Origin of the sequence: Synechococcus sp. N26 (assembly GCF_900473975.1) — a bacterium.
GTDB lineage: Bacteria > Cyanobacteriota > Cyanobacteriia > PCC-6307 > Cyanobiaceae > Parasynechococcus.
In genome coordinates, this window is record NZ_UCNM01000010.1 from 299,652 (window position 1) to 322,878 (window position 23,227).

Annotated in this window: 24 protein-coding genes; 6 read left to right on the forward strand and 18 right to left on the reverse strand. The window is 61.4% G+C overall.

The annotated features are described in order from the left end of the window. The first annotated feature begins 130 nt into the window (after positions 1-130). Positions 131-316, forward strand: a complete 186-nt coding sequence (locus DXY33_RS09320) for a hypothetical protein (protein ID WP_114989156.1) — start codon at positions 131-133, stop codon at positions 314-316. Here the strand turns inward: DXY33_RS09320 and DXY33_RS12945 are convergent. The 4 genes from DXY33_RS12945 to DXY33_RS09340 form a co-directional block, all read right to left on the reverse strand. Continuing rightward, entirely contained in the window at positions 301-438 is a 138-nt protein-coding gene (locus tag DXY33_RS12945; protein ID WP_371634758.1) for a sigma factor-like helix-turn-helix DNA-binding protein, read from the reverse strand. The genes DXY33_RS09320 and DXY33_RS12945 overlap by 16 nt on opposite strands. A gap of 25 nt (positions 439-463) precedes the next feature. Further along, on the reverse strand, positions 464-937 hold the full coding sequence (locus DXY33_RS09330) for a sigma factor (protein WP_206749602.1): 474 nt from the start codon (positions 935-937) through the stop codon (positions 464-466). 63 nt (positions 938-1,000) lie between these two features. Further along, positions 1,001-1,858, reverse strand: coding sequence for a DUF4922 domain-containing protein (locus DXY33_RS09335; RefSeq protein WP_170951010.1), 858 nt, complete (start codon positions 1,856-1,858; stop codon positions 1,001-1,003). Next, entirely contained in the window at positions 1,848-2,747 is a 900-nt protein-coding gene (locus DXY33_RS09340; protein ID WP_244275989.1) for a SpoIID/LytB domain-containing protein, read from the reverse strand. The genes DXY33_RS09335 and DXY33_RS09340 overlap by 11 nt, the downstream gene beginning before the upstream one ends. A 54-nt stretch (positions 2,748-2,801) precedes the next feature. On the opposite strand from DXY33_RS09340, the gene DXY33_RS09345 reads away from it, so the two are divergent. Further along, positions 2,802-3,530: an SDR family NAD(P)-dependent oxidoreductase gene (locus DXY33_RS09345; protein ID WP_115132634.1), complete on the forward strand. Its 729-nt coding sequence runs from the start codon at positions 2,802-2,804 to the stop codon at positions 3,528-3,530. On the opposite strand, the gene DXY33_RS09350 is transcribed toward DXY33_RS09345, so the two are convergent. Next, positions 3,512-3,907, reverse strand: coding sequence for a DUF2237 family protein (locus DXY33_RS09350; RefSeq protein ID WP_115132635.1), 396 nt, complete (start codon positions 3,905-3,907; stop codon positions 3,512-3,514). The two genes, DXY33_RS09345 and DXY33_RS09350, sit on opposite strands and share 19 nt — an antisense overlap. Before the next feature lie 111 nt (positions 3,908-4,018). Between DXY33_RS09350 and DXY33_RS09355 the strand changes: the two genes are divergently transcribed. Further along, positions 4,019-4,249 carry a hypothetical protein gene (locus tag DXY33_RS09355; protein ID WP_006851429.1) on the forward strand — a complete coding sequence of 77 codons (231 nt, stop codon included), beginning with the start codon at positions 4,019-4,021 and terminating at the stop codon, positions 4,247-4,249. 34 nt (positions 4,250-4,283) lie between these two features. Here the strand turns inward: DXY33_RS09355 and DXY33_RS09360 are convergent, their stop codons facing one another. The 3 genes from DXY33_RS09360 to DXY33_RS09370 all read right to left on the reverse strand — a co-directional run bounded on the left by DXY33_RS09360 (position 4,284) and on the right by DXY33_RS09370 (position 9,208). Then, entirely contained in the window at positions 4,284-4,556 is a 273-nt protein-coding gene (locus tag DXY33_RS09360; RefSeq protein WP_114989215.1) for a DUF4090 family protein, read from the reverse strand. A gap of 47 nt (positions 4,557-4,603) precedes the next feature. After that, a complete protein-coding gene (gene metH, locus DXY33_RS09365; protein WP_115132636.1) occupies positions 4,604-8,230 on the reverse strand; it encodes a methionine synthase in 3,627 nt (1,208 codons plus the stop codon). A 63-nt stretch (positions 8,231-8,293) separates the two neighbouring features. Next, the gene (locus DXY33_RS09370) at positions 8,294-9,208 is read right to left on the reverse strand and encodes a branched-chain amino acid transaminase (protein WP_115132637.1); all 915 of its coding nucleotides are present in this window, start codon (positions 9,206-9,208) and stop codon (positions 8,294-8,296) included. Positions 9,209-9,273: 65 nt separating this feature from the next. Between DXY33_RS09370 and cobN the strand changes: the two genes are divergently transcribed. Beyond that, positions 9,274-13,002 (forward strand): cobaltochelatase subunit CobN, encoded by a 3,729-nt coding sequence (cobN, locus tag DXY33_RS09375; protein ID WP_115132638.1) that lies wholly within the window; start codon positions 9,274-9,276, stop codon positions 13,000-13,002. Here the strand turns inward: cobN and DXY33_RS09380 are convergent. From DXY33_RS09380 to DXY33_RS09410, 7 genes are read right to left on the reverse strand one after another with little or no spacing between them, the layout of a single operon-like run. Further along, a complete protein-coding gene (locus DXY33_RS09380; RefSeq protein WP_115132639.1) occupies positions 12,992-13,546 on the reverse strand; it encodes a hypothetical protein in 555 nt (184 codons plus the stop codon). The genes cobN and DXY33_RS09380 overlap by 11 nt on opposite strands. Positions 13,547-13,573: 27 nt before the next feature. Continuing rightward, the gene (locus DXY33_RS09385) at positions 13,574-14,221 is read right to left on the reverse strand and encodes a PHP domain-containing protein (protein ID WP_115132640.1); all 648 of its coding nucleotides are present in this window, start codon (positions 14,219-14,221) and stop codon (positions 13,574-13,576) included. A 13-nt stretch (positions 14,222-14,234) separates the two neighbouring features. After that, complete coding sequence (gene hemJ / locus DXY33_RS09390; protein ID WP_115132641.1) at positions 14,235-14,807, reverse strand: protoporphyrinogen oxidase HemJ; 573 nt, start codon at positions 14,805-14,807, stop codon at positions 14,235-14,237. 35 nt (positions 14,808-14,842) lie between these two features. Next, positions 14,843-16,339 carry a cryptochrome/photolyase family protein gene (locus DXY33_RS09395; protein WP_115132642.1) on the reverse strand — a complete coding sequence of 499 codons (1,497 nt, stop codon included), beginning with the start codon at positions 16,337-16,339 and terminating at the stop codon, positions 14,843-14,845. Between the two features lie 2 nt (positions 16,340-16,341). Continuing rightward, positions 16,342-16,629 (reverse strand): hypothetical protein, encoded by a 288-nt coding sequence (locus DXY33_RS09400; RefSeq protein WP_115132643.1) that lies wholly within the window; start codon positions 16,627-16,629, stop codon positions 16,342-16,344. Next, on the reverse strand, positions 16,626-18,611 hold the full coding sequence (gene uvrC, locus DXY33_RS09405) for an excinuclease ABC subunit UvrC (RefSeq protein ID WP_115132644.1): 1,986 nt from the start codon (positions 18,609-18,611) through the stop codon (positions 16,626-16,628). The genes DXY33_RS09400 and uvrC overlap by 4 nt, the downstream gene beginning before the upstream one ends. Before the next feature lie 9 nt (positions 18,612-18,620). After that, positions 18,621-19,103 carry a flavin reductase family protein gene (locus tag DXY33_RS09410; RefSeq protein WP_115132823.1) on the reverse strand — a complete coding sequence of 161 codons (483 nt, stop codon included), beginning with the start codon at positions 19,101-19,103 and terminating at the stop codon, positions 18,621-18,623. A gap of 69 nt (positions 19,104-19,172) precedes the next feature. On the opposite strand from DXY33_RS09410, the gene coaD reads away from it, so the two are divergent. Further along, on the forward strand, positions 19,173-19,664 hold the full coding sequence (gene coaD, locus DXY33_RS09415) for a pantetheine-phosphate adenylyltransferase (protein WP_115132645.1): 492 nt from the start codon (positions 19,173-19,175) through the stop codon (positions 19,662-19,664). Position 19,665: 1 nt separating this feature from the next. Beyond that, positions 19,666-20,685 carry a hypothetical protein gene (locus DXY33_RS09420; protein ID WP_115132646.1) on the forward strand — a complete coding sequence of 340 codons (1,020 nt, stop codon included), beginning with the start codon at positions 19,666-19,668 and terminating at the stop codon, positions 20,683-20,685. On the opposite strand, the gene dacB is transcribed toward DXY33_RS09420, so the two are convergent. From dacB to DXY33_RS09435, 3 genes are all read right to left on the reverse strand, one after another. Next, complete coding sequence (gene dacB, locus DXY33_RS09425) at positions 20,630-21,937, reverse strand: D-alanyl-D-alanine carboxypeptidase/D-alanyl-D-alanine-endopeptidase (RefSeq protein WP_115132647.1); 1,308 nt, start codon at positions 21,935-21,937, stop codon at positions 20,630-20,632. The genes DXY33_RS09420 and dacB overlap by 56 nt on opposite strands. Further along, positions 21,934-22,440, reverse strand: a complete 507-nt coding sequence (locus tag DXY33_RS09430; RefSeq protein ID WP_115132648.1) for a DUF4330 domain-containing protein — start codon at positions 22,438-22,440, stop codon at positions 21,934-21,936. Before DXY33_RS09430 ends, dacB begins: the two co-directional genes overlap by 4 nt. Positions 22,441-22,502: 62 nt before the next feature. Further along, a complete protein-coding gene (locus DXY33_RS09435) occupies positions 22,503-23,219 on the reverse strand; it encodes a DUF1995 family protein (protein ID WP_115132649.1) in 717 nt (238 codons plus the stop codon). Between the last annotated feature and the right edge of the window lie 8 nt (positions 23,220-23,227).

Genomic DNA, 23,227 nt, shown 5'->3' on the forward strand with positions numbered 1-23,227 from the left:
AGCAACGTCGACACCACGATGTAGATGCTCTCAATTCACACCGTAGTTCCACCTTCTGAGAGAGCCAACAGATTGATGAGTCACACCGTGCCTGAAAATCGGTCAAAATGCCCTCAGCGTCGACGCTGAAGTGCTTCCTCCGTTCTGCTGTAGCCCCAGCACCGATCACACAAGCCTGCGTCGCCAGCATCAGGAACGGAAGTTGTCGATGCTGCGGTTCTGGCGTGATGGTGCTGAACGGCAGCTGTCAGCCCTGAATGCCGCCATCAAAACTCTTCAGGAACAGATGGATCGCGATGCTCAGGCGTCAGGCTGAGCAGCGTTCAACCTCTTCGCGATGGTGTTGAGGCCGCGTTTCACGCGCCTCTCAACTGTTATCGCTGAAACCCCAAGCAGTCGTGCTGTCTGCCTCAGACTCATCCCATCAATGACGACCATCTGCAGCGCACATTGGTCGTCGTTTTCAAGGTTGCGGAAGAGCTTGTTCACCCTGCTCCAGGCCCGCTGAGCGTTCGACCAGATCCATCCCTTGCGCTGTGTCGTCGAGAACGTCGTCGTTGAATTCCACCCAGTGCTGCTTGCTGCGGTAGTGGTCAACCACGAGGGCATCGGCTGGGCTCAGAGCAGAGCCCTCCGAACTGCGCATCATCTGCATGGCCCGTTCTTCAACGGCCCTGGGGAGTCGTATCAATCCGACTCTGTCGCGAAGGAAGTGGAGAATCGCTCCGCGAATGTGCGGTTTGGCGAAGCTTGGAAAGGGAGCCCCCCGCTGGGCGTCGTAGCGGTTGTAGGCCTTGATCAGGCCAAGACATCCCACTTGCAGGAGATCGTCGCTTTCTAGGCCTGTCTTTTGGGCGTAATGACGGGCAATGGGTTGAACCAGATGCAGGTTGTCCTGAATTTGACGGTTCCGACGCTTGAGGCAGGTCTTGTCCAATGGATGGTTGTGAGTTGCATCTCCAGCCTTGGCAGAGAGAAGCAAGTCAAGACATCCGTGCCATCACCGAACTTTTAAGTCCTGCGTGTCAACAACAGCTTGAAGCAGGGCCTCCGGTCCAGAACGATGAATCCACTCTCGATCGGAGACTTCGGTGCTCAACAAGGATCCGGCGAAGCCGAGGGCGTTGACACTGAAGCCGCGAATTCCCTCCCTGCTACGGCGAACCATGGCCATCCACTGCCGTGTGATCAGCAGGTTGTAAGCCCCTCGAGGACATTCATCGGTGCTGGGGTGCCCCAGACCGAGGTCTTCAGCTAGGGCGAGATACAACGCTTGAAGCATTTCACCCGTCAGGGTTGAACTGATCGCTGCGACCCGTGCACTGCGCAATAGAGGATCCTGAGCAGAAGTGGTTGTGCCAGCCGCACAGCAACGGAACCAATCGTCCCGTGCACAGATCCGCTCCCCTTCTAACCGCGGTAACAACTGCAGATGTCGATGGGGCTGACTGGCGCCGGCATCAGGCCCGCTGTTGAAGAACCACAGCCCCGTCGTCGTGGCATCAATCCTGGCGAGGGAGTGCCAATCCTCCAAGGACAACCAACCGGTCTGGGGTTGCCAGTCCTGGGTGATGAGCAACATGTGGGAGGTCTGAACGGGATATTTGTTCAGGATTACGACGTGGGATTCACCGATCCGGTCAACCTCCAGACGTTCGTCCCAGGGAAGAAACGGATTTGGCTTTGGACCCGATGCTCGAAGGTGTTTTGGTGTGGCGCTGAGGAGGTGGCGCAACTCAAAGCGACAGCCTCTTTCCCCGACCAGATGGCTCAATGAGGTGTCGAGCGGAACAAGAGCTCCGGATGCGGTCGATGCAACCGTGACCTCCATCGCTTTTCGAAGCAGTTCACTGGTCATGCCATGTCAACCGTGCCAGCGAGGCTCCTACGTAGTACCTGCCGAGAATGGCATTGAAGGGAAGTCCCTGATGGGCAAGTTGCTGTGCCCCTGATTGACTCATGCTGGCGCCGAGATGGCCATGGGCTTCAGCACTCACCTGCGCATTTGACGCATAAAGGCTTTCCACAATGCCGCCGCTGTAACTCAGGATGATCCCGCGGGTTTCCCGTGTTGCTGAACGACTGGCCGGGGTGGTGCTTTGCTCCCCTGCAAATACCTGCCAACGGGTTGTATCCCCCAGGTGATACGCCGTCGTTGCCGGTCGGGAGAGATGAGCCATCGCATAAGAGCGGGCTGCAACGGCTTGCGCCTTGAGGGCTTCCCCATGCCAACTGCTGGGCATTTCGGCGCCAACCACTGAGGCCACGTAGGTCTCCAGATCAAGCGAGACCACCGGTAGCCAATCACCTTGGCCTTTCAGCAGTGATACATCGCCTTGACAATGCTGATGGTTGATCTGAACAGGTCCACCGGAGCAATGAATCACATGCTGAGGTGAGGAAGCGATCCTCTTCATCAGCTCTTGGGCAGGGATCACATCGCCGTGCTGGTAGCGACAGAGCACGTTGGGTCCTGGTCGGAATGCGGTGATAGGGCTCTGGCTGACCAAACCGACGCGGATCTCCAGGGGCACATGGTCAGCACCAGGCGGCACCTTTGAAACCACACTCGAACCAACGGTTGAATCGTGATCGAGCAGATCAGCCAAGCTAGATCTGAGCTGATCAGGCCGCTGTGAGAGCGGCCGAGCCAACCAGCCGATCAAAGCGGCCATGAAAAGACTTCCGATCGCGGCCGGGAGCCAGAAATGACAGCGCATCGGCACCAGAACTGCTGTCAGAGCCACCAGCCGATGATGCCTGATTTCCGCTAGACGGTCTCCTCTTAGCAGCAAGTTCACATGGTCGAAGAAGCTCCGACCACTTGGGCTGGCTTGGCTCTGGTGGTTGGCCCCGGCGGCATCGGAGCGGCGGTGGCAGCAGAACTGAAGCGCACCTGCCCTGATCTGAAGGTGCTCACCGCTGGACGTCATGGACCTCCGGCCTCCTCACTGCAACTGGACCTCCAAAACGACAGTGATCTGGATGGTCTGAGCTCAAGCCTGCGAGCCCAGGGGCTCCCCCTGCGTTTGGTGTTCAACTGCAGCGGCCGTTTGCATGGTCCTGGGCTTCAACCGGAAAAACGTCTTCAACAGATCGATCGTTGTCAGTTGGAGGAGCAATTCGACATCAACGCCATGGCACCGATCCTTCTGGCCAAGGCGATCGAGCCCTTGCTGCAGCGGGATCAACCCTTTCATTTCGCCAGCCTCAGTGCTCGCGTGGGAAGCATCGGCGACAACCGCACTGGGGGCTGGTACGGCTACAGGGCGGCCAAGGCGGCTCAGAACCAGCTGCTGCGCTGCCTGAGCATCGAATGGGCCCGCCGCTGGCCATTGGCCACCGTGAGCCTGTTGCATCCCGGTACGACCGACACAGCCCTGTCTCGTCCGTTCCAGAGCTTCGTGGCACCAGACAAACTTTTCACTCCAGAACGGGCTGCGCGTCAGTTGGTTGAGGTGTTGCTGCAACAGACCCCGGAACAATCAGGAGCCTTTCTCGCCTGGGACGGTCAGTCGATCGATTGGTGAGCGTGCTGCTTCAGCTGGTCAAGGCTGACAACCGTCAGGGCTGTGTCTTCCGTGGCCTCCAGGCGCACCATCGGTGCGACGCCATCGTCGTAGGCCTGTTTCCAGCGCGGTGCACAGACGCACCAGTGGTCCCCTGGTTTCAAGCCCGGGAACTGAAACGCGGGCATCGGTGTGCTCAGGTCATTGCCCTGGGCCTTGCTGTAACTGAGAAATTGCTCGGTCATCACGCAGCAGATGCTGTGCTGGCCGAGATCCGATGGATCGGTTTGGCAGAGACCATTGCGATACCAACCCGTCATCGGTTCACAACTGCAACTCTCCAGTGGGTCGCCAAGAACGTTCCTGGCCGGCGGAAATTCGGGGCTGCTGCTGGACATCTGAGCGCTCGTTTGAGGGGGAGTCTGCCCAAGGACTGGCACATTTTGACTTCAGACGGTTGACGAACCCCTGGGGGAGCGGGTTAAAGGTCATTCAGTCATGTCCACTCGATGGATTGGGAGTTCACTGAAGACGCTGCTTTTCTGGCGCTCTGCGATGCGTTTCGCGAGAGCGGTGAAAGCTCGGCGATCGAGTTCCTTGCCAATGGAGAGGGAGCCTTTCATTTCCAGGACCTGGCCCAGAACGCCGCTGGCGAAGGCCTTGATCTGAGCGAGTCCAGTGCCCTGGAATCGTTCCAGCAAGAGGTGATCGACACGATGGAGAAGCTCTGCCAGGACTGAGCCCGGCAGAGGGTGCTTCTCCGTCAGCAGGAGATCATCCGTAGAAGAAAGCGATCTCCTTGTCCTTCAGACCGTCCCATCCGGCCTCAAGAAGCCTTTGATTGAGCGTTTCCTGGTCGAAATGCTTGGCTCCGGTCTTGACCACCCGGTTGCGCATCGATTTCAGAACACCACTGCGGGCGCGCTGACTTTCCAGATCCATCACCTGGTTGTAAAGGGCGAGCATCGCTTCAGGGATTGGACTTCCATCAAGATCCACACCAGCTTTGATGGCGGCATCAACACCATCCGGTCCGGCAATGGCCATGGTGAACACAAACAGGGCGCCTCAGGCTATGGGACGCCCCTCAGGGCTCAGGCGCTGAAGTAACGGGCTTGGGAGTGCAGCGCCACCAATGCTGTGGTGCTCTGCTCCGGTTCGAGCTGGTCGCTGGCGTCCATGCTCAAACCGATCCGCTCAGCCCCGAGCCAGTCCAGCTGCTGCCTGGAGTCGGCCACATTCGGGCAGGCGGGGTAGCCGAAGGAGTAACGGCTGCCGCGGTACCGCTGCGCCAGCACATCCCGCAGTGGCATCCCAGCTGGATCTGCGAAACCGAGTTCCGAGCGAATCCGTGCGTGCACCCATTCGGCCATCGCTTCGGCCATCTGAACCGCCAGGCCATGGAAGTACAGGTAATCGCTGTAGCGATCGCCCTTGAACAGCTCCTGCGCCACCACAGAGGCCTTCTGGCCCATGGTAACGGCCTGCATCGGCAGCACGTCGGTTGGGCGTCCCTCAACGTCCAGATCGTTGAAGAAATCGGCAATGCAGTAGCGGTTGCCAGACCGTTGACGGGGAAGCTCAAAAGAGCCGAGTTCCAGCGTGCCATCGGCATCAAACACCCGAAGGGTGTTGCCATCGCGTCCCGCAGGGAAGTAGCCGTACACCGCCCGGGGGGTCAACAGTGACTCGTTGATGCAGCGCTGCATCCACTCCTGCAACACCGGCTCTGCCTTCTCCTGAAGCATCGCCTCGTAGTCGTCCCGACTCTGCTCCTTGGTTTTGCGGAGCATCCACTGGCCAGCGAAGAGGGCATTGCGGTCGAGGTAGTGGAAGACCTCGGCGATGTCGATGTCGGCCTCAGTGATCACCGCAGAGCCGAGGAAGGGCGGCACCGCTGCGGTTTCAGCGGGGACGGCGTCGGATCGATCTGAGCTCACCGGCGGCAGATCCGCAGCCGGAGCATCCGATGCGGAGGTGGATGTCTCCTCAGCGTTCTCGGAGGTTGTCGACTCTTCATCCAGGCCAACCCCCTGGGGAGCATCAGCCAGAAAACCCTTGGTGTTGGTCCAGTTGTCGCTGCGCTTCGCATCCATCAACGCATCCATGAAGCGCAGATCAGCGAAAGCATCACGGCCGTAGATCACCTTGCCGTCGTAAACCTCACGGCAATCCTTCTGAACGAAGCGTGGGGTCAGTGCCGCACCGCCGAGGATCACAGGAACATCAATGCCCGCATCGTTGAAGGCCTGAAGGTTGTCCTTCATAAAGGCCGTGGACTTCACCAGCAGACCGCTCATGGCGATGCAATCGGCCTGATGTTCACGTTGGGCCTCAACGATGGCTTCACAGCTCTGCTTGATGCCCAGATTGATCACCTCATAACCGTTGTTGGTGAGGATGATGTCCACCAGGTTCTTACCGATGTCGTGGACATCGCCCTTCACCGTGGCGATCAGGAACTTGCCCTTGCTTGTGCTCTCGCCCTCGCTTTTCTCCATATGCGGCTCGAGGTGAGCCACGGCGGATTTCATCGTCTCGGCGCTTTGCAGCACGAAGGGGAGCTGCATCTGGCCACTACCGAACAATTCACCCACCACCTTCATGCCATCCAGAAGGAAGGTGTTGATGATCTGCAGAGGGGGGTAGGTCTGCAACGCCTCATCCAGGGAGGGCTCCAGGCCGATGCGCTCACCATCAATGATGTGCTGCTTGAGCCGTTTCTCAATCGGCAGATCCGCCAGCGAGGGGCCTGAAGCACGGGCTTCCTTGGTGCTCACTCCCTCAAACAGCTTGGTGAGTTCGGTGAGCGGGTCGTAGACGCAGATGCCGTCCTCGAAACGGCGGTTGTCATTGATCAGATCACGACACACCTTCTGGTGGTCGTCGCTGATCTTGATCAGCGGGAGGATCTTGGCGGGGCTGACGATGGCCGAATCCATGCCGGCTTCACAGCAGTCGTGAAGGAAAACCGAATTGAGGGTGATCCGGGCCGCCGGTGACAGGCCGAAACTCACATTGCTGACCCCGAGCACCACGTGCACGCCGGGCAGGTTCTCCCGGATCATCCGAATGGCATCCACGGTGGCGCGACCATTCAGCCGGTCTTCCTCAATGCCAGTGGAGATGGGAAGGGCCAGGGGGTCGTAGAAGATCTCGTGAGCAGGGATGCCGAACTCGAGGGCATCGCGATAGGCCCGCTGGGCGATGGCGAACTTCTTCTCGGCCGTTCTGGCCATCCCGTCCTCATCGATCGTGCCGACCACCACAGCGGCGCCGTAGCGGCGGGCCAGCTCCAGAACCTTGAAGAAGCGCTCGTCACCGTCTTCGTAGTTGGTGGAGTTGAGAATGCATTTCCCCCCAGCCACCTTCAAGCCCGCCTCCATCTTCTGCCACTCGGTGGAATCGAGCATCAGGGGCAGGTTGACGTTGGTGACCAGACGGCTCACCAGCTCGTGCATGTCCCGTTCGCCATCGCGACCGACGTAGTCGACGTTCACGTCGAGCACGTGGGCGTTTTCCTTCACCTGGCCGCGTGCCACCGACACCAGCCCGTCCCAGTCTTCCTCCGCCAGCAGTTCGCGGACCTTGCGACTGCCACTGGCATTGAGCCGCTCACCAATGATCAGGAAAGAATTGTCCTGGTGGTAGGGCGTGACGCCATAGATCGATGAGGCTGCGGGCTCGTAATTGAGGCTGGGGCGCACATCCTCCGCGCTGGCACGATCCCAGCGGGAGGGGCGTTCAGCCGGCTTGAGCTCCTGCGCCAGTTCCGCAAGGCTGCCGATGTGGGCGGGAGTGGTGCCGCAGCATCCACCGATCACCTGCACGCCGAGGTCTTCAACGAAGTGCATCAGCTGCATCTTCAGCTCCACCGGGGTGAGGCGGTAATGGGCCACCCCGCCAACGTTTTCCGGCAGTCCGGCGTTGGGAATGCAGCTGACGGTGAAGGGGGAATGCTCAGAGAGGTAGCGAATGTGCTCCTTCATCTGCTCCGGACCGGTGGCGCAGTTCAGGCCGAGGATGTCGATCGGGAATGGCTCAAGGATCGACACCACAGCGGCGATGTCCGTGCCGACGAGCATGGTGCCCGTGGTTTCCATCGTGACGGAGACCATCAGGGCCCGCCGCTCACCGGTGGCGGCAAAGGCCGCTTCGATGCCCTGGAGTGCTGCCTTGATCTGCAGCACGTCCTGACAGGTTTCGACGATGAACAGGTCGACGTTGCCAGCGATCAGTCCCTCAGCCTGCTCGCGGAACGAATCCCGCATCGTGTCGAAATCGATGTGGCCAAGGGTGGGCAGCTTGGTGGTGGGCCCCATGGAGCCCGCCACGAAACGTGGCTTCTCAGGAGTGCTGAATTCATCAGCCATTTCCCGGGCCAGCTCGGCTGCACGCTTGTTCAGCTCAAAGGCCTTGTCTTCCAGGCCGTATTCCGCCAGCACAATCGATGCAGCGCCGAAGGTATCGGTTTCGATGACATCGCAGCCCACCTCGAGGAACTGGCGATGCACTGCCTTGACTGCATCCGGCTTGGTGACCGCCAGGTTCTCGTTGCAACCCTCCAGGTCAGGACCACCGAAATCATCCGCCGTGAGCCCAAGCCCCTGAAGGCTGGTGCCAGTGGCACCGTCGAACACAAGCACAGGACGCTGTGGCCCATGCAGGTACTCGAGGAATGCAGAGGTGGTGGCTTGCCGATCTGCCTGCGTCACCACCATCGATGCACCCTCTTAGAGGCACCAATCTTAAGAAAAGCTCAGGGCGAACTTCAGGCTGTTGATTTAGGAGATCGGAATACGGGTCACCCAGTGCTCATAGGCGGGATCACGTCCTTCGGTGATCGCCACGAGCTTGGCCTTCAGGGCATCCATCACAGGACGCTTGGCATTCAGCACCGTTGATTCGATCTGACGGATCGGCGTCACCTTGGCGGCTGTGCCGGACAGGAACACTTCGTCGGCGATGAACAACTCGGTTTTGTCCACCGGACGTTCAATCACAGGGATGTCCATCGCTTTGGCCAGCTCAATCACGCTGGCGCGGGTGATGCCCTCAAGGATGTCCTGATCAACTCCAGGCGTGATCAGCTGGCCATCACGCACCAGAAACAGGTTCATGCCGCTGGCTTCACTGATCTTGCCGCGACTGTTCAACAGCAAGGCTTCGTCGAAACCGCTCTGCACGGCTTCCGTCTTGGCCAGGGAACTGGTGATGTAGGCGCCGGAGATCTTGCCGCGCAGCGGCAGGGAGCGGTCCTCCTGGCGGGTCCAGCTGCTGATCCTGCAGCTCACCCCCTCCGGAGACAGGTAATCCCCCAGGGGGAGTCCGTAAATCAGGAAGTCGGTCTCGATGTTGTGCAGGCGCGGGGCGATGCCCAGATCGCTGGTGTACACAAAGGGCCGCAGATAGATCGGCTGATCAGGCTTGTTGGCCTGCAACATTGCCGTGAGAGCCGAGAGGATCGTGTCCTCACTCAAATCCGTGAGCAGCAACCTGGCGCTCTGGCTGAGACGCCGGGCGTGCCGATCAGCACGGAACAGCAGCATGTTGTTGCTGTTCTGGGGATCGGGAATGGCGCGCATGCCGCCGAAGGCACCGGTGCCGTAGTGCAGGGCATGGGTGGCAATGGAGATCCTGGCCTCCTCGAAGGGGACGCACTGGCCCTGGAACCAGGCATAGGGCAGGAACTGATGCATCACCGTGATGGATCCGATCGCTGAATCTTCTCACCACCGCGCACCGCAACACGGAGAATGGGGTCATGCATCGCCTTGCCACCTGTCCGGGTCTGGACCCACCGGAAGATGTGGTGCTCGTGGAGCAGCCGGCCGCGGATGTGCTGTTCCTCACAAGCGCAGGCACAGACATCAGCTGCCTGGACGCAAGCTTGTCGAGCAACCCGGCCTGGAACGAGCGGATCCGGGCGTTGCCCCTGAGCTGCCTGGACCACCCAGCGCAGCTGGACCACTACCTCAACACCACCGCCCAGGCGGCGCACTTGATCGTGGTGCGCCTGCTCGGCAGCCGTGGGCACTGGAGCTACGGCCTGGAGCAACTGCAGCGCTGGTGCAGCGAAGCGAAGCAGCGACAACTGATCGTCCTTGCCGGAACTGCTGATCAGAACAACGAGCTGCATGGGTTGGGCTCCTGCAGCGCTGAACTGGCCGATCAGCTGTCGGCACTGTTGCGGGAAGGGGGCATCGTCAACATGGGGCGGTTCCTTGGAGCTCTCGAGGCTCTGCTGGAGGGCACCCCCCCATCACCCGACAACGTTGCGGTGGTGCCTTGCCCCGATCCGATGCCCTGGGATTGGCGCGACGAAGCCGGGCCTGCGGTGGGCGTTGTTCTCTATCGGGCTCAGTTTCAAGCCGGAGACCTTGCCCTGGCGGATGCCCTCATGGCCGCACTTCGGAAGGAGGGACTGCGGCCCTGTCTGCTCTGGGTCAGCAGCCTGAGAAACCCGGCGGTGCAGGCCGGCGTCCACGACCTGTTGAATCAGCAAAACGCTCAGCTGGTGATTGCGGGCACGTCCTTTGCCTCGGTGCAGACCGAACAGGCCGGCCTTGGCAGCCCTCTCTGGGATCGGCTCGATCGACCGGTGTTGCAACTGCTCAGCAGCAGCCGCAGCCGGGCCCAGTGGCTGGAGAGCAGCCAGGGGCTGAATCCGATGGATCTGTCGTTGCAGGTGGTGATGCCGGAGCTGGATGCTCGGATCACCACGCGGCCCTGCGGTTTTCGTGACCACCTGCAGACCACCGGCCCCCTGGGCACGGCCATTCCCTGCCTGCAGCCGGATCCATCTGGACTCGCATGGCTGGCCGAGCACAGCCGTCGCTGGGTGGAGCTGCGACAGACCCCCTGTGCCCAGAGGCGCATCGCGATGGTGCTGGCCAACTATCCCGTTCGCGACGGTCGTGTGGCCAATGGCGTGGGCCTTGATACGCCAGACAGCACGGCGCGGATGCTCCGCTGGCTGGCTGACGCCGGCCATGACCTCGGTTCGGGAGCCTTACCGGATTCAGGCGATGGCCTGATGCAACAGCTGTTGTCCGGTCGCACCAATGCACCGGAAGGACAGCACCGCCCAGCGCTGGATTATCTGCCCCTCACCACCTATCAGAAGTGGTGGACCAGCGTTCCGGACTCGGCTCGACGCTTGATCGAATCCCGTTGGGGACCTCCAGAAGCCGCCTGCGATCTGGATCCAAACAGGGGGTTTGCCATTCATGGCCTGCGCTTCAGCCATGTGGTGGTGCTGATCCAGCCGGATCGCGGCTATGACGCCGATCAGATCGCCGATCTCCACTCACCGGATCTGCCGCCACCGCACCGTTATCTGGCTCAGTACCTCTGGCTGCGCTGCGTGCATCAGACCCAGGTGATGCTGCATGTGGGCAAACACGGCAGTGCGGAATGGCTGCCAGGCAAGTCGGTGGGGCTGAGCGATGCCTGCGGCCCCGAGCTGGCCCTGGGACCGATCCCTCACCTTTACCCCTTCATTGTCAACGACCCCGGCGAAGGATCTCAGGCCAAGCGACGGGGTCATGCCGTGGTGCTTGACCACCTCACACCGCCCTTGGGGCGTGCTGGATTGCACGGACCACTGCAACGGTTGGAGGGGCTGCTGGATGAACTGGTGGAAGTGCGGCAACTGGGCGGCCAGCGGGCCCGGGTGCTTGAACAGGCGGTGCATTCCAGCCTGCTGTCCCTCAACTGGCCCGGAATCCCCAGCCAAGCGGAGATTCGCCGCCAACCTGAGCTGCTGGAGACCTGCCTGGATCAGGCCGAGACCTATCTCTGCGAGCTGAAGGAATCGCAGATCCGCACCGGCTTGCATCGGTTTGGTGTGGCGCCATCGTCAGAAGCCGCCGATGAGCTGCTGGTCGCCCTGGCTCGTCCGCCCCGGCAGGGGCAGCCCGGCTTGCTGCAGGCCATGGCCGTGCAGGCAGAACTGGGCTTTGACCCCTGGCAGCAGGACGAAGGCGACAAGCTCTCGGAGGCGGATCAGGCCCGACTGAGCTTGCTGGGTGGCGCGAACTGCCGACGGGTGGGGGATGGTTGCGCCTGGCTGGAACAGCAGGCCCAGTTGTTGATCCGATGGATCATCCATGGAGTACAGGGCGACGGACTGGCGGAACCGTTCCAGACCTGGAGCCGAAAGGATCCCTGCCTCCAGAACCTGCACGACAACCTCTGGCCCCGCTTGAACGGTTGTGCCTCAGCTGAAAAAGAGGCCTTCCTGCGGGGCATTCAGGGGCAGCGCATCGCTGCGGGACCCTCAGGAGCACCGAGTCGTGGTCGCCCCGATGTGTTGCCCACCGGCCGCAATTTTTATTCCGTCGATCTGCGGGGCTTGCCCACGGAAGCCGCCTGGGATCTGGGGCGACGCTCGGCGGAGCAGTTGCTGGATCTCCATTTGCTGGAGCAGGGGGAACCGCTGCGCCATCTGGCGTTATCGGTCTGGGGAACAGCAACGATGCGCAATGGCGGAGAAGACATCGCTCAGCTGCTGGCCCTGATCGGTGTTCGACCGGTTTGGGACGGCCCCACCCGAAGGATGGTGGACCTGGAGGTGATCCCAGCCCGTTTGCTGGGTCGACCGCGGGTGGATGTGGTGCTTCGCATCTCCGGACTGTTTCGCGACGCCTTCCCCCAGTTGGTTGGCTGGGTGCATCAGGCCCAGTCGATGGTAGCGGCCCTTGATGAACCGGATGAACTGAATCCCCTGGCTGAGCTCACCCGTCAAGGCGGGCCCCAGGGCCGCATTTATGGATCCGCCCCCGGTGCCTACGGAGCCGGTCTGCAAGCCCTGATCGACAGTGGCGCCTGGGATTCCCGAGCAGACCTTGGCCAGGCCTTTCTCAGTTGGAGCCAATGGTCGTACGACGGTGCCGCTGCCCCCAGCCTTGATCGTTCCGGCCTCGAGCAAGCCCTGGGCAGGGTGCAGGTGGTGCTCCATAACCAGGACAACCGCGAGCACGACCTGCTCGATTCCGACGACTACTACCAGTTCCAGGGGGGCCTTAGTGCAGCGGTGGAAGAGGTGTCAGGAGCACGGCCACAGCTGTGGTTCGGAGACCATTCCCGCCCCGAACGGCCTCGCCTGCACCGGCTTGAAAAGGAATTGGACAAGGTGATGCGCAGCCGGATGCTCAACCCCCGCTGGATCGAGGGAATGATGCAGCACGGCTACAAGGGTGCCTTCGAGATGGGGGCCAGCCTTGACTACCTCTTTGCCTACGACGCCTCCACCGATCGCGTTCCCGATTGGTGTTACAGCGCTCTGTGTGAACAGTGGCTCAGCCAAACGAAAATCCTCGATTTCCTGAAGGGAAGAAACCCCTGGGTTCTCAGGGACATGGCCGAACGGCTGCTGGAGGCCTCGAATCGAGGCCTTTGGACTTCAGCAACAAAAGACCAGCTGCTTCATCTGCGACAACTGGTGAACAGCAGCGAAGCCCAGATTGAACGGGGAAGCCCTATTTGTTGAGGTCGCGAACCATCTGACGGAACGGATCAATCGATCCAGGCTTCGAGGACTGTGCAGCGGCCCCCGCCTTGGCCACCGGTTCCTCCTTGGCTTTCAGCTCTGCCTTGCGGCCGACGGGAGCAGCATCTGCAGGAGCAGGGGTGTTCACACCCGTGATGGCCGTGCCCTTAAGACGCTTGCTCATCTCCTCGGTGCTCACCTGCTCAGCGAAGGTTTTCTTCACCGGTGTGGGGATGCCCGCGTTGAGGCTGATTGATTCTTCCTTCTTGACGACGCCACCAAGGCCATCGCTGCGTTTTTCTAGCTTCTCGGTTTCAGCAGCCACCTCCATGATCTGCTCCTTGGTGCCGGGGTTGTCGACGGTGCCTGGGAAGGTGCGGCGAATCGTCTTCGACTCGCGCATGTAATTCACATCCCCTAAGGAGGAGGAAGCGTCGGCATCAAGGAAAAACTCGGCCGGCTTCTCCTTCGCTGGCTTGCGCGGCCGAATCGTGGAGTCGGACTCTGCGGAATCCTTTTTCAGCAGACGATCCAAGAAGCCCATGTCGACCGGAACTGAGATGTAAAGAACTTAGCGGCCGCAAAGGTCAATTCCATGGGTATCGGTGCCACACGTACGCAAAAGGCCAAGGTTGCTCAGCTGACGATCGATGGCCTCGCAGATCAAAGGGCTGGCGGACCAGGTTGGTTGCATCTCGTAGTCGTACCAGGCCTCACCACCATCGAAGCCGAGCCGGGCAGCCTCATCAATCAGCACGTCATGGCCCAGGCGGTAACGGGCTGGATGGGCCAACACCGCCAATCCACCGGCGGCATGGATGGCTTTAACCACCGCCTCAGCCCTTAACGGTTCACCGACGACGGCATCACCACGGTTGTAAGGCTGAAGCGCAGGGTGGTTGAGCTCGAAGCCAAGGGCGAGCACATGAACGAGGCACCCCTTCAGCAGTGCACTGATTTCCATGCCGCTCCAGAGCGTGGGGACCTCAACACCGCTGGCGCGCTGCTGAATCAGCCAAGCCTCGATCTCCCGGTGGGCATGGCTGCTGTGGTGATCCGTCACTGCCAGGTGCTTGAGACCCTGCTCGGTTGCCTGCCGAATCAGGTCAAGCGGTTCGAGGCTGCCGTCACTGCAGATGGTGTGGCAATGAAAGTTGTGCGTGGTGGGACAGCTCGACGGTCCCACCTGTTCGAGCACGGCTTTGAGGGGGTGGGTCATCTCAACCCTCATCTCAGGCTTTGGCGGAGGCTTCGGCCCGCAGGCGGCGCCAACGGGCATAGAACTGAATCGACGCTGCCATGAACACCACCAGGGCGACGATGAACCAGGTTGCTGCGCTGGTGGGGAACTGCGTTTTAAACACCACCAGCATCACCACGATCACCAGCAGCAGCGTGGGCAGCTCATTCAGGGCACGCAGCTGCTTGCCTGACCAGGCACAGGTGCCGGCGTGGAGTTGGCCCATCAGCCGGTAACAGAACACGTGGTAAGCCAAAAGGGCTGCCACAAAACCGAGCTTGGCGTGCATCCAACCCTGCTGAAGCCAGGAGGGCTGGGCCAGAAGCAATCCAATGGCCATCGATACCGCCACTGCCATCCCCGGCGTGGTGATGATGTTGGCGAGCCTTTTCTCCATCAAGGTGTACTGATCGCGGAACGGCTGTTGCAGTTCCGGCGCCAGTTCCTCGGTTTCAACGTGATAGATGAACAGGCGCACCAGATAGAAGAGGCCCGCAAACCACACAACAACCCCAACGATGTGCAGGGTCTTGAACCAGAGGTAGGCCTCGGGCGAAAACGTCATCAACACAACTGATCTGGAGCGACCTTACGCAGGGTTCAGGTGAGCGCGTCAAGAAAATCGCTGGCTCGACGCTGATGGGTCAACAGCACCTCAGGAGCCATGCGATCCAGGTTGCGGGCCATCATCGCTAGCCGGTATTGGCGCCGGAAGAAATCTTGATGGCGATGGATGAACGTCCAGAACAGGGCATCCCAGGTGTCACACCACTCCCCTTTGCGGTAATCCGACATCTTGCGCACGTAGTTCGAGCCAGAGAGATAGGGCTTGGTGGTGAAAATGCCACCATCAGCGAACTGACTCATGCCATAGACGTTGGGCACCATCACCCAGTCATAGGCATCCACAAACAGCTCCATGAACCAGGTGTAGATCCGGGTTGGATGGAATCCGCAGAGGAGCATCACATTGCCCAGGAGCATCAAGCGTTCGATGTGATGGCAATACCCGGTCTCCAGGGCATGGCGGATGGCGTCATCAATCGGGGGCAGACCCGTGGATGCGGTGTAAAAGGAGGAGGGAATCGGCCGATCGTCGAAGCCCCAGAAATTGCCGTTGCGCATCTCCACCCCATGGCGCCGGTACATCGCCGCCATGAACTCCCGCCAGCCAACGATCTGACGCAAAAATCCCTCCAATGAATTGAGGGGGATGTCACCGGCTTCAGCCCGCTCCAGCGTTCGATCCAGCACCTGCTGGGGCGTGAGCAGACCGATGTTGAGCATTGGCGTGAGCACGCTGTGCCACATCACCTGGTGCTGGGTGCTGATCGCATCCTCGTAAGCCCCGAACTGGCGCAGGCGTTGTTCGAGGAATTGATCCAACCAACGGGCTGCATCGCCATGGGTAACGGGGTAATGGAACCCATCCCAACTGCCGATGCCGGCCACCCCCTCCCCGATGAGCTGCTGCCGGGCAGCCTCGACGAGGGCCACCGAACCGCTCGAGCGTTCGGCCGGGGGCTCTGGAACCAGGATTCCCTTGGGAAGCTTCTTGCGGTTGTCGGCATCGAAACTCCAGCGGCCACCGACAGGGCCACCATCAGAATCGATCAGAAGATCCAGTCGCTTGCGCTGCATCTCGTAGAAGCGACCCATCAGGAGCTTCTTGCCGGAGGCGAAATGGTCCTCGATGAGGGCCTCTGGGGTGAGCAGCATCGGGGTGGCAACGATCTCCAGACCGCAGCCGTGGCGGGAAGCGAAGGCGGAGATCCGTTGGCGCAGAACATCGTCCACCGGATCAGCCAGATGAAAAGACCGGTAGCCCTGATCGAGCAGATCTCCGAGGATCTCAGCGGTGCTGGCCGCCTGCCCCTGGAGCACCCGCAACACGGTGAAGCCCTTGGCCTGAAGCATCTCGGCATAGGCATTCATCGACGCCCGATGCAGGAGCAGGCGCTGCCGATGCACCTGGATCGGCCAGCGGGGATCAGTGCCGAACAGCAGCGGATCTTCGATCAGGGCCACAGCCCGTCCCGCCCGAAGCGCGGGATGGTGCTCAAACAGCTGATGAGGAAAAACGAGACTGAGATCCACCGTCAGCTGTCCTCACCAGCAAGACGGCAGGCGCGTCGCCCCAGGGCGGTGGCATAGGCGCGATCCACGGGGCCTTCCATGGGGCTCAGCTGGCCGGCACGGCAATTCATCACCACTTTTTCGCGATGGCCCTGCTGATCGTTGAGCCGCAGCACCAACTGCCAGTGGTTCTTGGCGCTGCGGGTGATGCCATCAGCACACACAGGCCCCGTGCACAGCCCGGGAGACGCCCAGACCGGAGTGGCGAGCAGAAGCACTCCTGCCAGAGCCATGCAGAGATGACGGATCATGCGGAGAGTTCCTGAGACTGCTCTTCTAAAGCAGCCCTGGCATCAGCGTCGTTTGCGTCGTCGGACGGATGGAAGAAATCGTGGATGTCGCGGGCCAGGGCCGGGCCGACGCCAGGGGCCTTGGACAGGGTCTCAATCGATGCCAGCTGGATGGCATCAATCGAATGGAAATGAGCCAAGAGATCCTTGACCCGCTTGGGCCCAACCCCGGGGATGTCCGAGAGGCGTGAGCGCTTCATCCGCTCACCACGCTGCTGGCGGTGGAAGCTGACGGCGAAGCGGTGGGCTTCGTCGCGAAGGCGGCGGAGGAGCACAACCCCGAGCTGATCCGGTTCACTCTCCAGCGGCTGGCTTTCACCGGGGAGAAACACCTCCTCGCGCTGCTTGGCGAGGGAGCAGACGTTGAGATCCTCGTGCAGGTCAAGCTCGCGCAGGGCCTCCATCACGGCAGAGAGCTGGCCCTTGCCGCCGTCAATCATCACCACATCGGGCCAGTCGTTGAGTCCGTCGGTCTGCAGGGCGCTGCCGCCTTTGTGACGCAGGGCACCCACATCCACCCCCTCTGCCTTGGCCCGAGCCCAGCGCCGAAAACGACGGCGCATGATTTCCGCCATCGCCATGAAGTCGTCGCTATGGCCAGCGCGGATGCTGCTGCTGCGGATCTTGTACTTGCGGTAGTGCTGCTTGGCGGGCAGTCCGTCGATGAACACCACCTGGGAGGCCACGGCATCGCTGCCCTGGATGTGACTGATGTCGTAGCCCTCGATCCGTCGCGGCGGGGTGGGCAACTCCAGCAGTTGCGCCAGATCCTCCGTGGCCAACGACTGCTTCTCCTGACCCTGCTTGGCACGGAGCAACTCAAACTCCGCGTTGCGCTGCACCAGTTCGATCAGATCGGCTTTCTGCTGGCGCTGCGGGCAGTGGATCTGCACCCGACGCTCGCGCTGTTCCGAGAGCCAATCCTCCATCAGTTTCTGCTGGGGCAGAGCGTGCTGCACCAACAACTCGGGGGGCACCTCAACGGAATCCACCTGGCTGTAGTGCTCTTCAATCACCCGTTGCAGGATCAATCCAGGTTCCAGACCTGAGGCGTCAGCGGTGTAGCCGAGACGTCCCACCAACTTCCCGGCGCGCATCTGAAACAGCTGCACGGCCGCCAAGCGTTCATCGAAGGCAAGGGCCAGCACATCGCGACTCACGGAGGAATCCGGCAGGCTCATCTTCTGATCAGCGGTGAGCTGATCCAGCCCCTGCAATTGATCGCGAACCCGGGCCGCCGACTCGTAGTCCATTCGCTCGGCATACCGCTCCATCTGCTCCTGAAGCAGCTGCTGCAGTTCATCGCTGCGGCCCTGGAACACCATTGCCACCTTGCGCAGGGTGCGGTGATAGTCCTCCGAGCTGATTTTTTCCTGGCAGACCCCCGGACAGCGCCCGATGCTGTAGTTGAGGCAGGTGCGGTCGGGGTACATCGGCCGGGGTCGTTGCCGCAGCGGGAAAACCCGCTTCACCAGGAACAGGGTGCGGCGCAGCAGCCCCACATCGACATAGGGCCCGTAAAAGCGATCCAGGGGGCTTCGGAAGCGACGGCGACGGGTGATGAAAATCCTTGGGTAGGCCTCACTCCAGGTGATGCAGAGGTAGGGGTATTTCTTGTCGTCCTTCAGCAACACGTTGAAGTGCGGCTGATGGTTCTTGATCAGGTTCGACTCGAGAACGAGGGCCTCCGCCTCGCTGTCGGTGACGATGAACTCAATCTCACAGACCTGGCGTGTCATCAGCCGGATCCGTGGCGACAGATCATGCCGACTGCGGAAATAACTGCGCACGCGGCTGCGCAATGCCTTCGACTTACCGACGTAGAGGATCCGGTCGTCGCCGTCCCGCATCAGATAGCAACCCGGCTCAGCGGGGATCTCCTTCAGGCGGCGTTCAAGACGCTCGGGCTGCGTCAGCAGCGGTGCACCGGAGGCGGCATCCACCAGGCCAGCTCAGCCGCCGTAATTCCAGCCGGTGCTGGCCAGGTTCAGGGCCTCGCCATCAGCGATCAGGCTCGCCGTTTTCACTTCGCCCACAAAAACGGTGTGGTCACCATGCTTGATCGAGCCCACGAGTTCGCACTCCACACCACCGACGGCATCGGTGAGCAGGGGGAGACCAAGTTCGCCCTCCTCAAAGGGTGCCGCTTCAAAGCGACCACCAAGTGCCTTCTGGGGCTTGAAGAACACGGCTGCCAGATCTTTCTGATCGGCCCGCAGCACGTTGAGTGAGAACTTGCCGGTGGCCTCGATGATGGCGTGACTGCTGCTGTCAGCCCGAACACCCATCACCACCAAGGGCGGTTCGAACGATCCCTGGGTCACCCAGCTGGCCGTAAATCCGTTGACCTCATCGCCGTTGCGAACGCCGCAGATGAAGAGCCCATGGGGGATCTTGCGAAGCAGGACCTTCTTGGCGTCGGCGTCGAGGCTCATGGCACGGATGCGTTGGCTGAAATCTAAACAGCGATCCGCTGCATAGGATCCGCCCATCGCTGATTCCCGATGCGGGCGCTCTACCCCGGCAGTTTCGACCCTCTCACAAATGGTCATATGGACCTGATCGAGCGGGCGGTGAGCCTCTTTGGTGAGGTGGTTGTCGCGGTGCTCAGCAATCCGAGCAAACAGCCTGCGTTCAGTGTCGAAGAGCGGATCGAACAGATCCGCACGGCGACACGCCACCTCTCCGGCGTTGAGGTGATCAGTTTCGATGGGCTCACCGTGAACTGTGCCGTCACCCACCGCGCCGACCTGATCCTGAGGGGCCTGCGAGCGATGAGTGATTTCGAATACGAACTGCAGATCGCCCACACCAACCGCTCCTTGGCAGACGATCTGGAAACGGTGTTCATGGCCACCACAGCCCGCCACAGCTTCCTCAGCAGCTCGGTGGTGAAGGAAGTGGCCCGCTTCGGTGGATCGATCGACCACATGGTTCCACCAGAGGTGGCGAAGGACCTCAACAGGCTCTTTAATTCAACTTTCCATGCCAGCTGATATGAACGACGTCCAGTTCTCCGTTCTCGATCAACTCGATCAGCTGGAGGAAGTTGTGCTGGAGGGCAGTCGACTGCCCTTCACCGGCGGACGTCTGGTCAACGAAACGGATGCAGTCGAGCTGCTGGATGCCGTCCGCGATGAATTGCCGAAGGAGCTGGAGCGGGCCGCCAAACTGCTGGATCGCCGGGACGAGTTCATCAACACTGCCCGCAGGAACGCCGAGGAGATCGTTGAACAGGCCCAGCGTCAGCGCGAGCAGCTGGTGAACAACGCCGCGATCCGCCAGGAAGCGGAACGGCAGGTGAATGAGATGCGTGAGCAAGCCCGCCAGCAGTGTGAGCAGTTGCTCCAGAAAACGCGCGAGCAGGGGGCGAAGTTGGAGCAGGAGATGCAAAGCAAGCTGGCCCAGCTGGAACAGCAGTTCGCCTCACGCCGGCAGCAGCTGGAGCAGGAGGGACTGGAGCGTCGCCAGCAACTGGATCAAGAAGCAATTGAGCTGAAGCGTCAACACGCTGAGCGACTCGACGCCAGCCGCCAACAGGCCCAGCAGCAAATCCAACAGATCGAGGCCAACGCAGCGGAACTCAAGCGCCATCACGCTGAGCAGCATGAAGCCAACCGACAGCAGGCGCTGCAGGATCTGGAGACGATTCGCCGTGAAGCCCTGCGCCTGCAGAAGGAAGGCCGCGATGAGGCCGAGCGAATTCACAACGACGCGCTGCAGTTCCGCCAGCAGACCCAACAGCAGTGCGAGTCGCTGATCCAACGCAGCCGCCAGGAAGCAGCCGGCGTTCAGGACGGGGCCAACCGTTACGCCGAGCAGACCCTGGGAGAGCTGGAGGTTCGCCTCAAGGAAATGGCCCAGGTGGTGATGGCCGGCCGTCAGGAGCTCTCCAAGATTCAGACGATCCGCTCCGCGGCCCCTGGCCCCAACGCTGGTGACGACAGCAAAACCGTTCCGTTCAGTCGGGCTCAGCGGGCAGCGTCACGGCTGCGGTCCATGCAGGGCAACGGCTGATCCGCTGGCTGGCCAGCAGGATCTGGCTCATCACGGAGTTGGGTGCATAGGACCCGTTGGAAATCATGCTCACGTAACGCGGTCCATCGGTGGTTTCAAGAATGCCGGAGATCGAACGAACTCCGCTGAGGGTGCCGGTCTTTCCCCAGAAGCGACCCACAAGCGGTGTGCCCCAGAAGTAGTTGCGCAGCGTTCCCCTCTGGCCTGCAATCGCCATCGAGGCCTGGTAGTAAGCCGCCAGGGGGTGTTGCGCCATGCGCCACAGCAGCACAGACAGGGAACGGCTGGTGAGACGGTTGCCCCGTGAGAGTCCGCTGCCATCCCGCAGCCGAAGTCCCGTCATCGGGATTCCCTGGGCTTGCAACCAGCGGGTGGTGGCGATGGACGCACGGTTCACATCCCAGACGTCCGCCGCCTCACGCATCAGCACCTCAGCGGTGAAATTGTGGCTCTCCGTGTTGGCCAGGCTGAGCAGGGCGTGCATCGGCGCGGAATCCTCGCTGTGCAGGACGAAACTCGCCCGCCAGTTCCGCGCAAGGGCCGCCTCTCGGGTCCGCTGATCAACCATCTGCAGGCGGATCTGTCCCCCTTGCTGTTGCACGGTGGAGTTGAGGATCCGCTGCAGCCGTGCCGCTGGATCCATCACCGCCATGTGCAGGGCGTTGCTGGTCAGAGCAAGGCGGGTGATCGGTGCGCCGTAGGCGTAGGAGCGATCCGCAGGATCCCAATCGGCAGGCCACCAGAGTTGACGGGGCTCCTCCCGAACCATCAGCTGAACCGGCGCAGAGGCGGAGCTGGAGGTGCTGCTGGAGCCGCCCTGGCCGAGGGCCACCATGGCGAACTTCTGGATCTCGGCAATGCTGAGGTCGGGATCGCCCTCTCCCACGATCTCCAGTGATCCATCGGGATGACGCAAAAGCTGCGTCTTCAGACGGAAGTCGGGGCCGAGGCGATCCAGGGCAAAGGCCGTGCTGACCAGTTTCTGATTCGATGCAGGAATCCGGGGGATCCCCCCGTTGAGATCAGCCAGCAGCTGACCCCGTTGATCTACAACGCTGACGCTCCAAAGCCGCTCTTCCGTGCCCACCGCTGATTCCAGGGCAGTCTGAAGGGCCGGGCATAGTGCCCCTCCGCTGAGCATGGCCTGGCCCTGACGCTGCACCACCGGAGGTGGTGCCAAAAGTGGTGGCGCTGCCCTGACGGGCAACTGAGGCGCCAGCACCAGCAGGGAGACCAGGGCGGAGCGAATCACAGAGGCATCACTCCGCTCACGACACCGTTCAAGCGGTAGAGGCGTCCCTCCAGCTCAACGGGCACACCCACCTTGAGCTTGGTGCCACCGATGACAACACCAGAGGGTTTGATCTCGGCCTGGGCCTCCATCACAAACCGGGCATGGCGGGGTAGAGCCGTGGCGGGGGCATTGGCGAGCACCACCGAACCATCGGGCTGCACCGCCGTCAGGGAATTGGTGACGTCATCCACCGACACCAGGCTCACCCTTCCGGCGGGTTGATTGCGAATCACGATGTTGAGGGCTGCTTCCTCCCGCACTGAATTCAGCAGCTGCTCGGGATCAGCGCTGTACAGCCCCACCACATCAACGCTCACCTGCACAGGCTTCACGGCACCGGTGGCCTTGGCGACCGCATTCGAGAGCTTGGGGGACCAGACAACCCCCGCCAGAGCGGCCAAGGCGACGACTCCAGCCACGGCATCGATGGGTGAAAGGGATCGAAGCCTGTCGAGCACCATCGAAGGGGAGCCTGGGCTTGAACCTTAAGGAGGGTGTGAGTCTGGATCAAGCCAGAGGCGGCTCAATTGCGCAGACCATCAAGGAAGCGGTCGACCCCGGACAGCTGTTGCTTGATGCTATCGGGATCTTCACCGGCCAGAAGCGCTGCTGTGGTGTCGGGATCCGGACGTTCGGGAAGCACCTCCAGTTGCCGGTAACCATCGGGATCCTGGCGATAGAGACGCCAGTCATCGGGGAAGCAGCGCATCAACGCTCCTCCCTCCAGGGGCTGGAGCCAGTAGGCCTGCTGCCAGCTGGCCACGAAACCCTTTCGGCGCTCCCGCGCCACGCTGCCGATGCCGACGGCGGCGTCTTCGAGACGTCCATTCAGCATCAGAACCACTCCTGCGTGGTTCTCACACAAGGCCTGGAACTCCTCGTAATCCGCAGGGGAGGGGTTCACCGCAAGCAGAAGGCGGGTGTCGGGAACATCGCTCTCCGCCCGTTTGAGCTGATTGAAATCAAGGATCACCTCCTTGAGATCCTCCGCATCGCGCCGGGCCAGGGCGGCAGCACCGGCATCGGGCCAAACCATCAACAGGTCCTGACCGGCGGCAATCAGTGCTCGGGCCAGCCGCACCGCCACCGGAAGCAGGCGAAGACCTTCAAAACGGAGGCTTGCAGCCCAGCGTTGACCGTCGCCGGATCCAACGGCCGCCAGGGCGGCTTGCAGCATGGCGTCCTCGGCGGCGAGCAGATCCGCGGGGAGAGCGAGACAGGAAGCGTCGGATTGAGTCATCGCCAAAG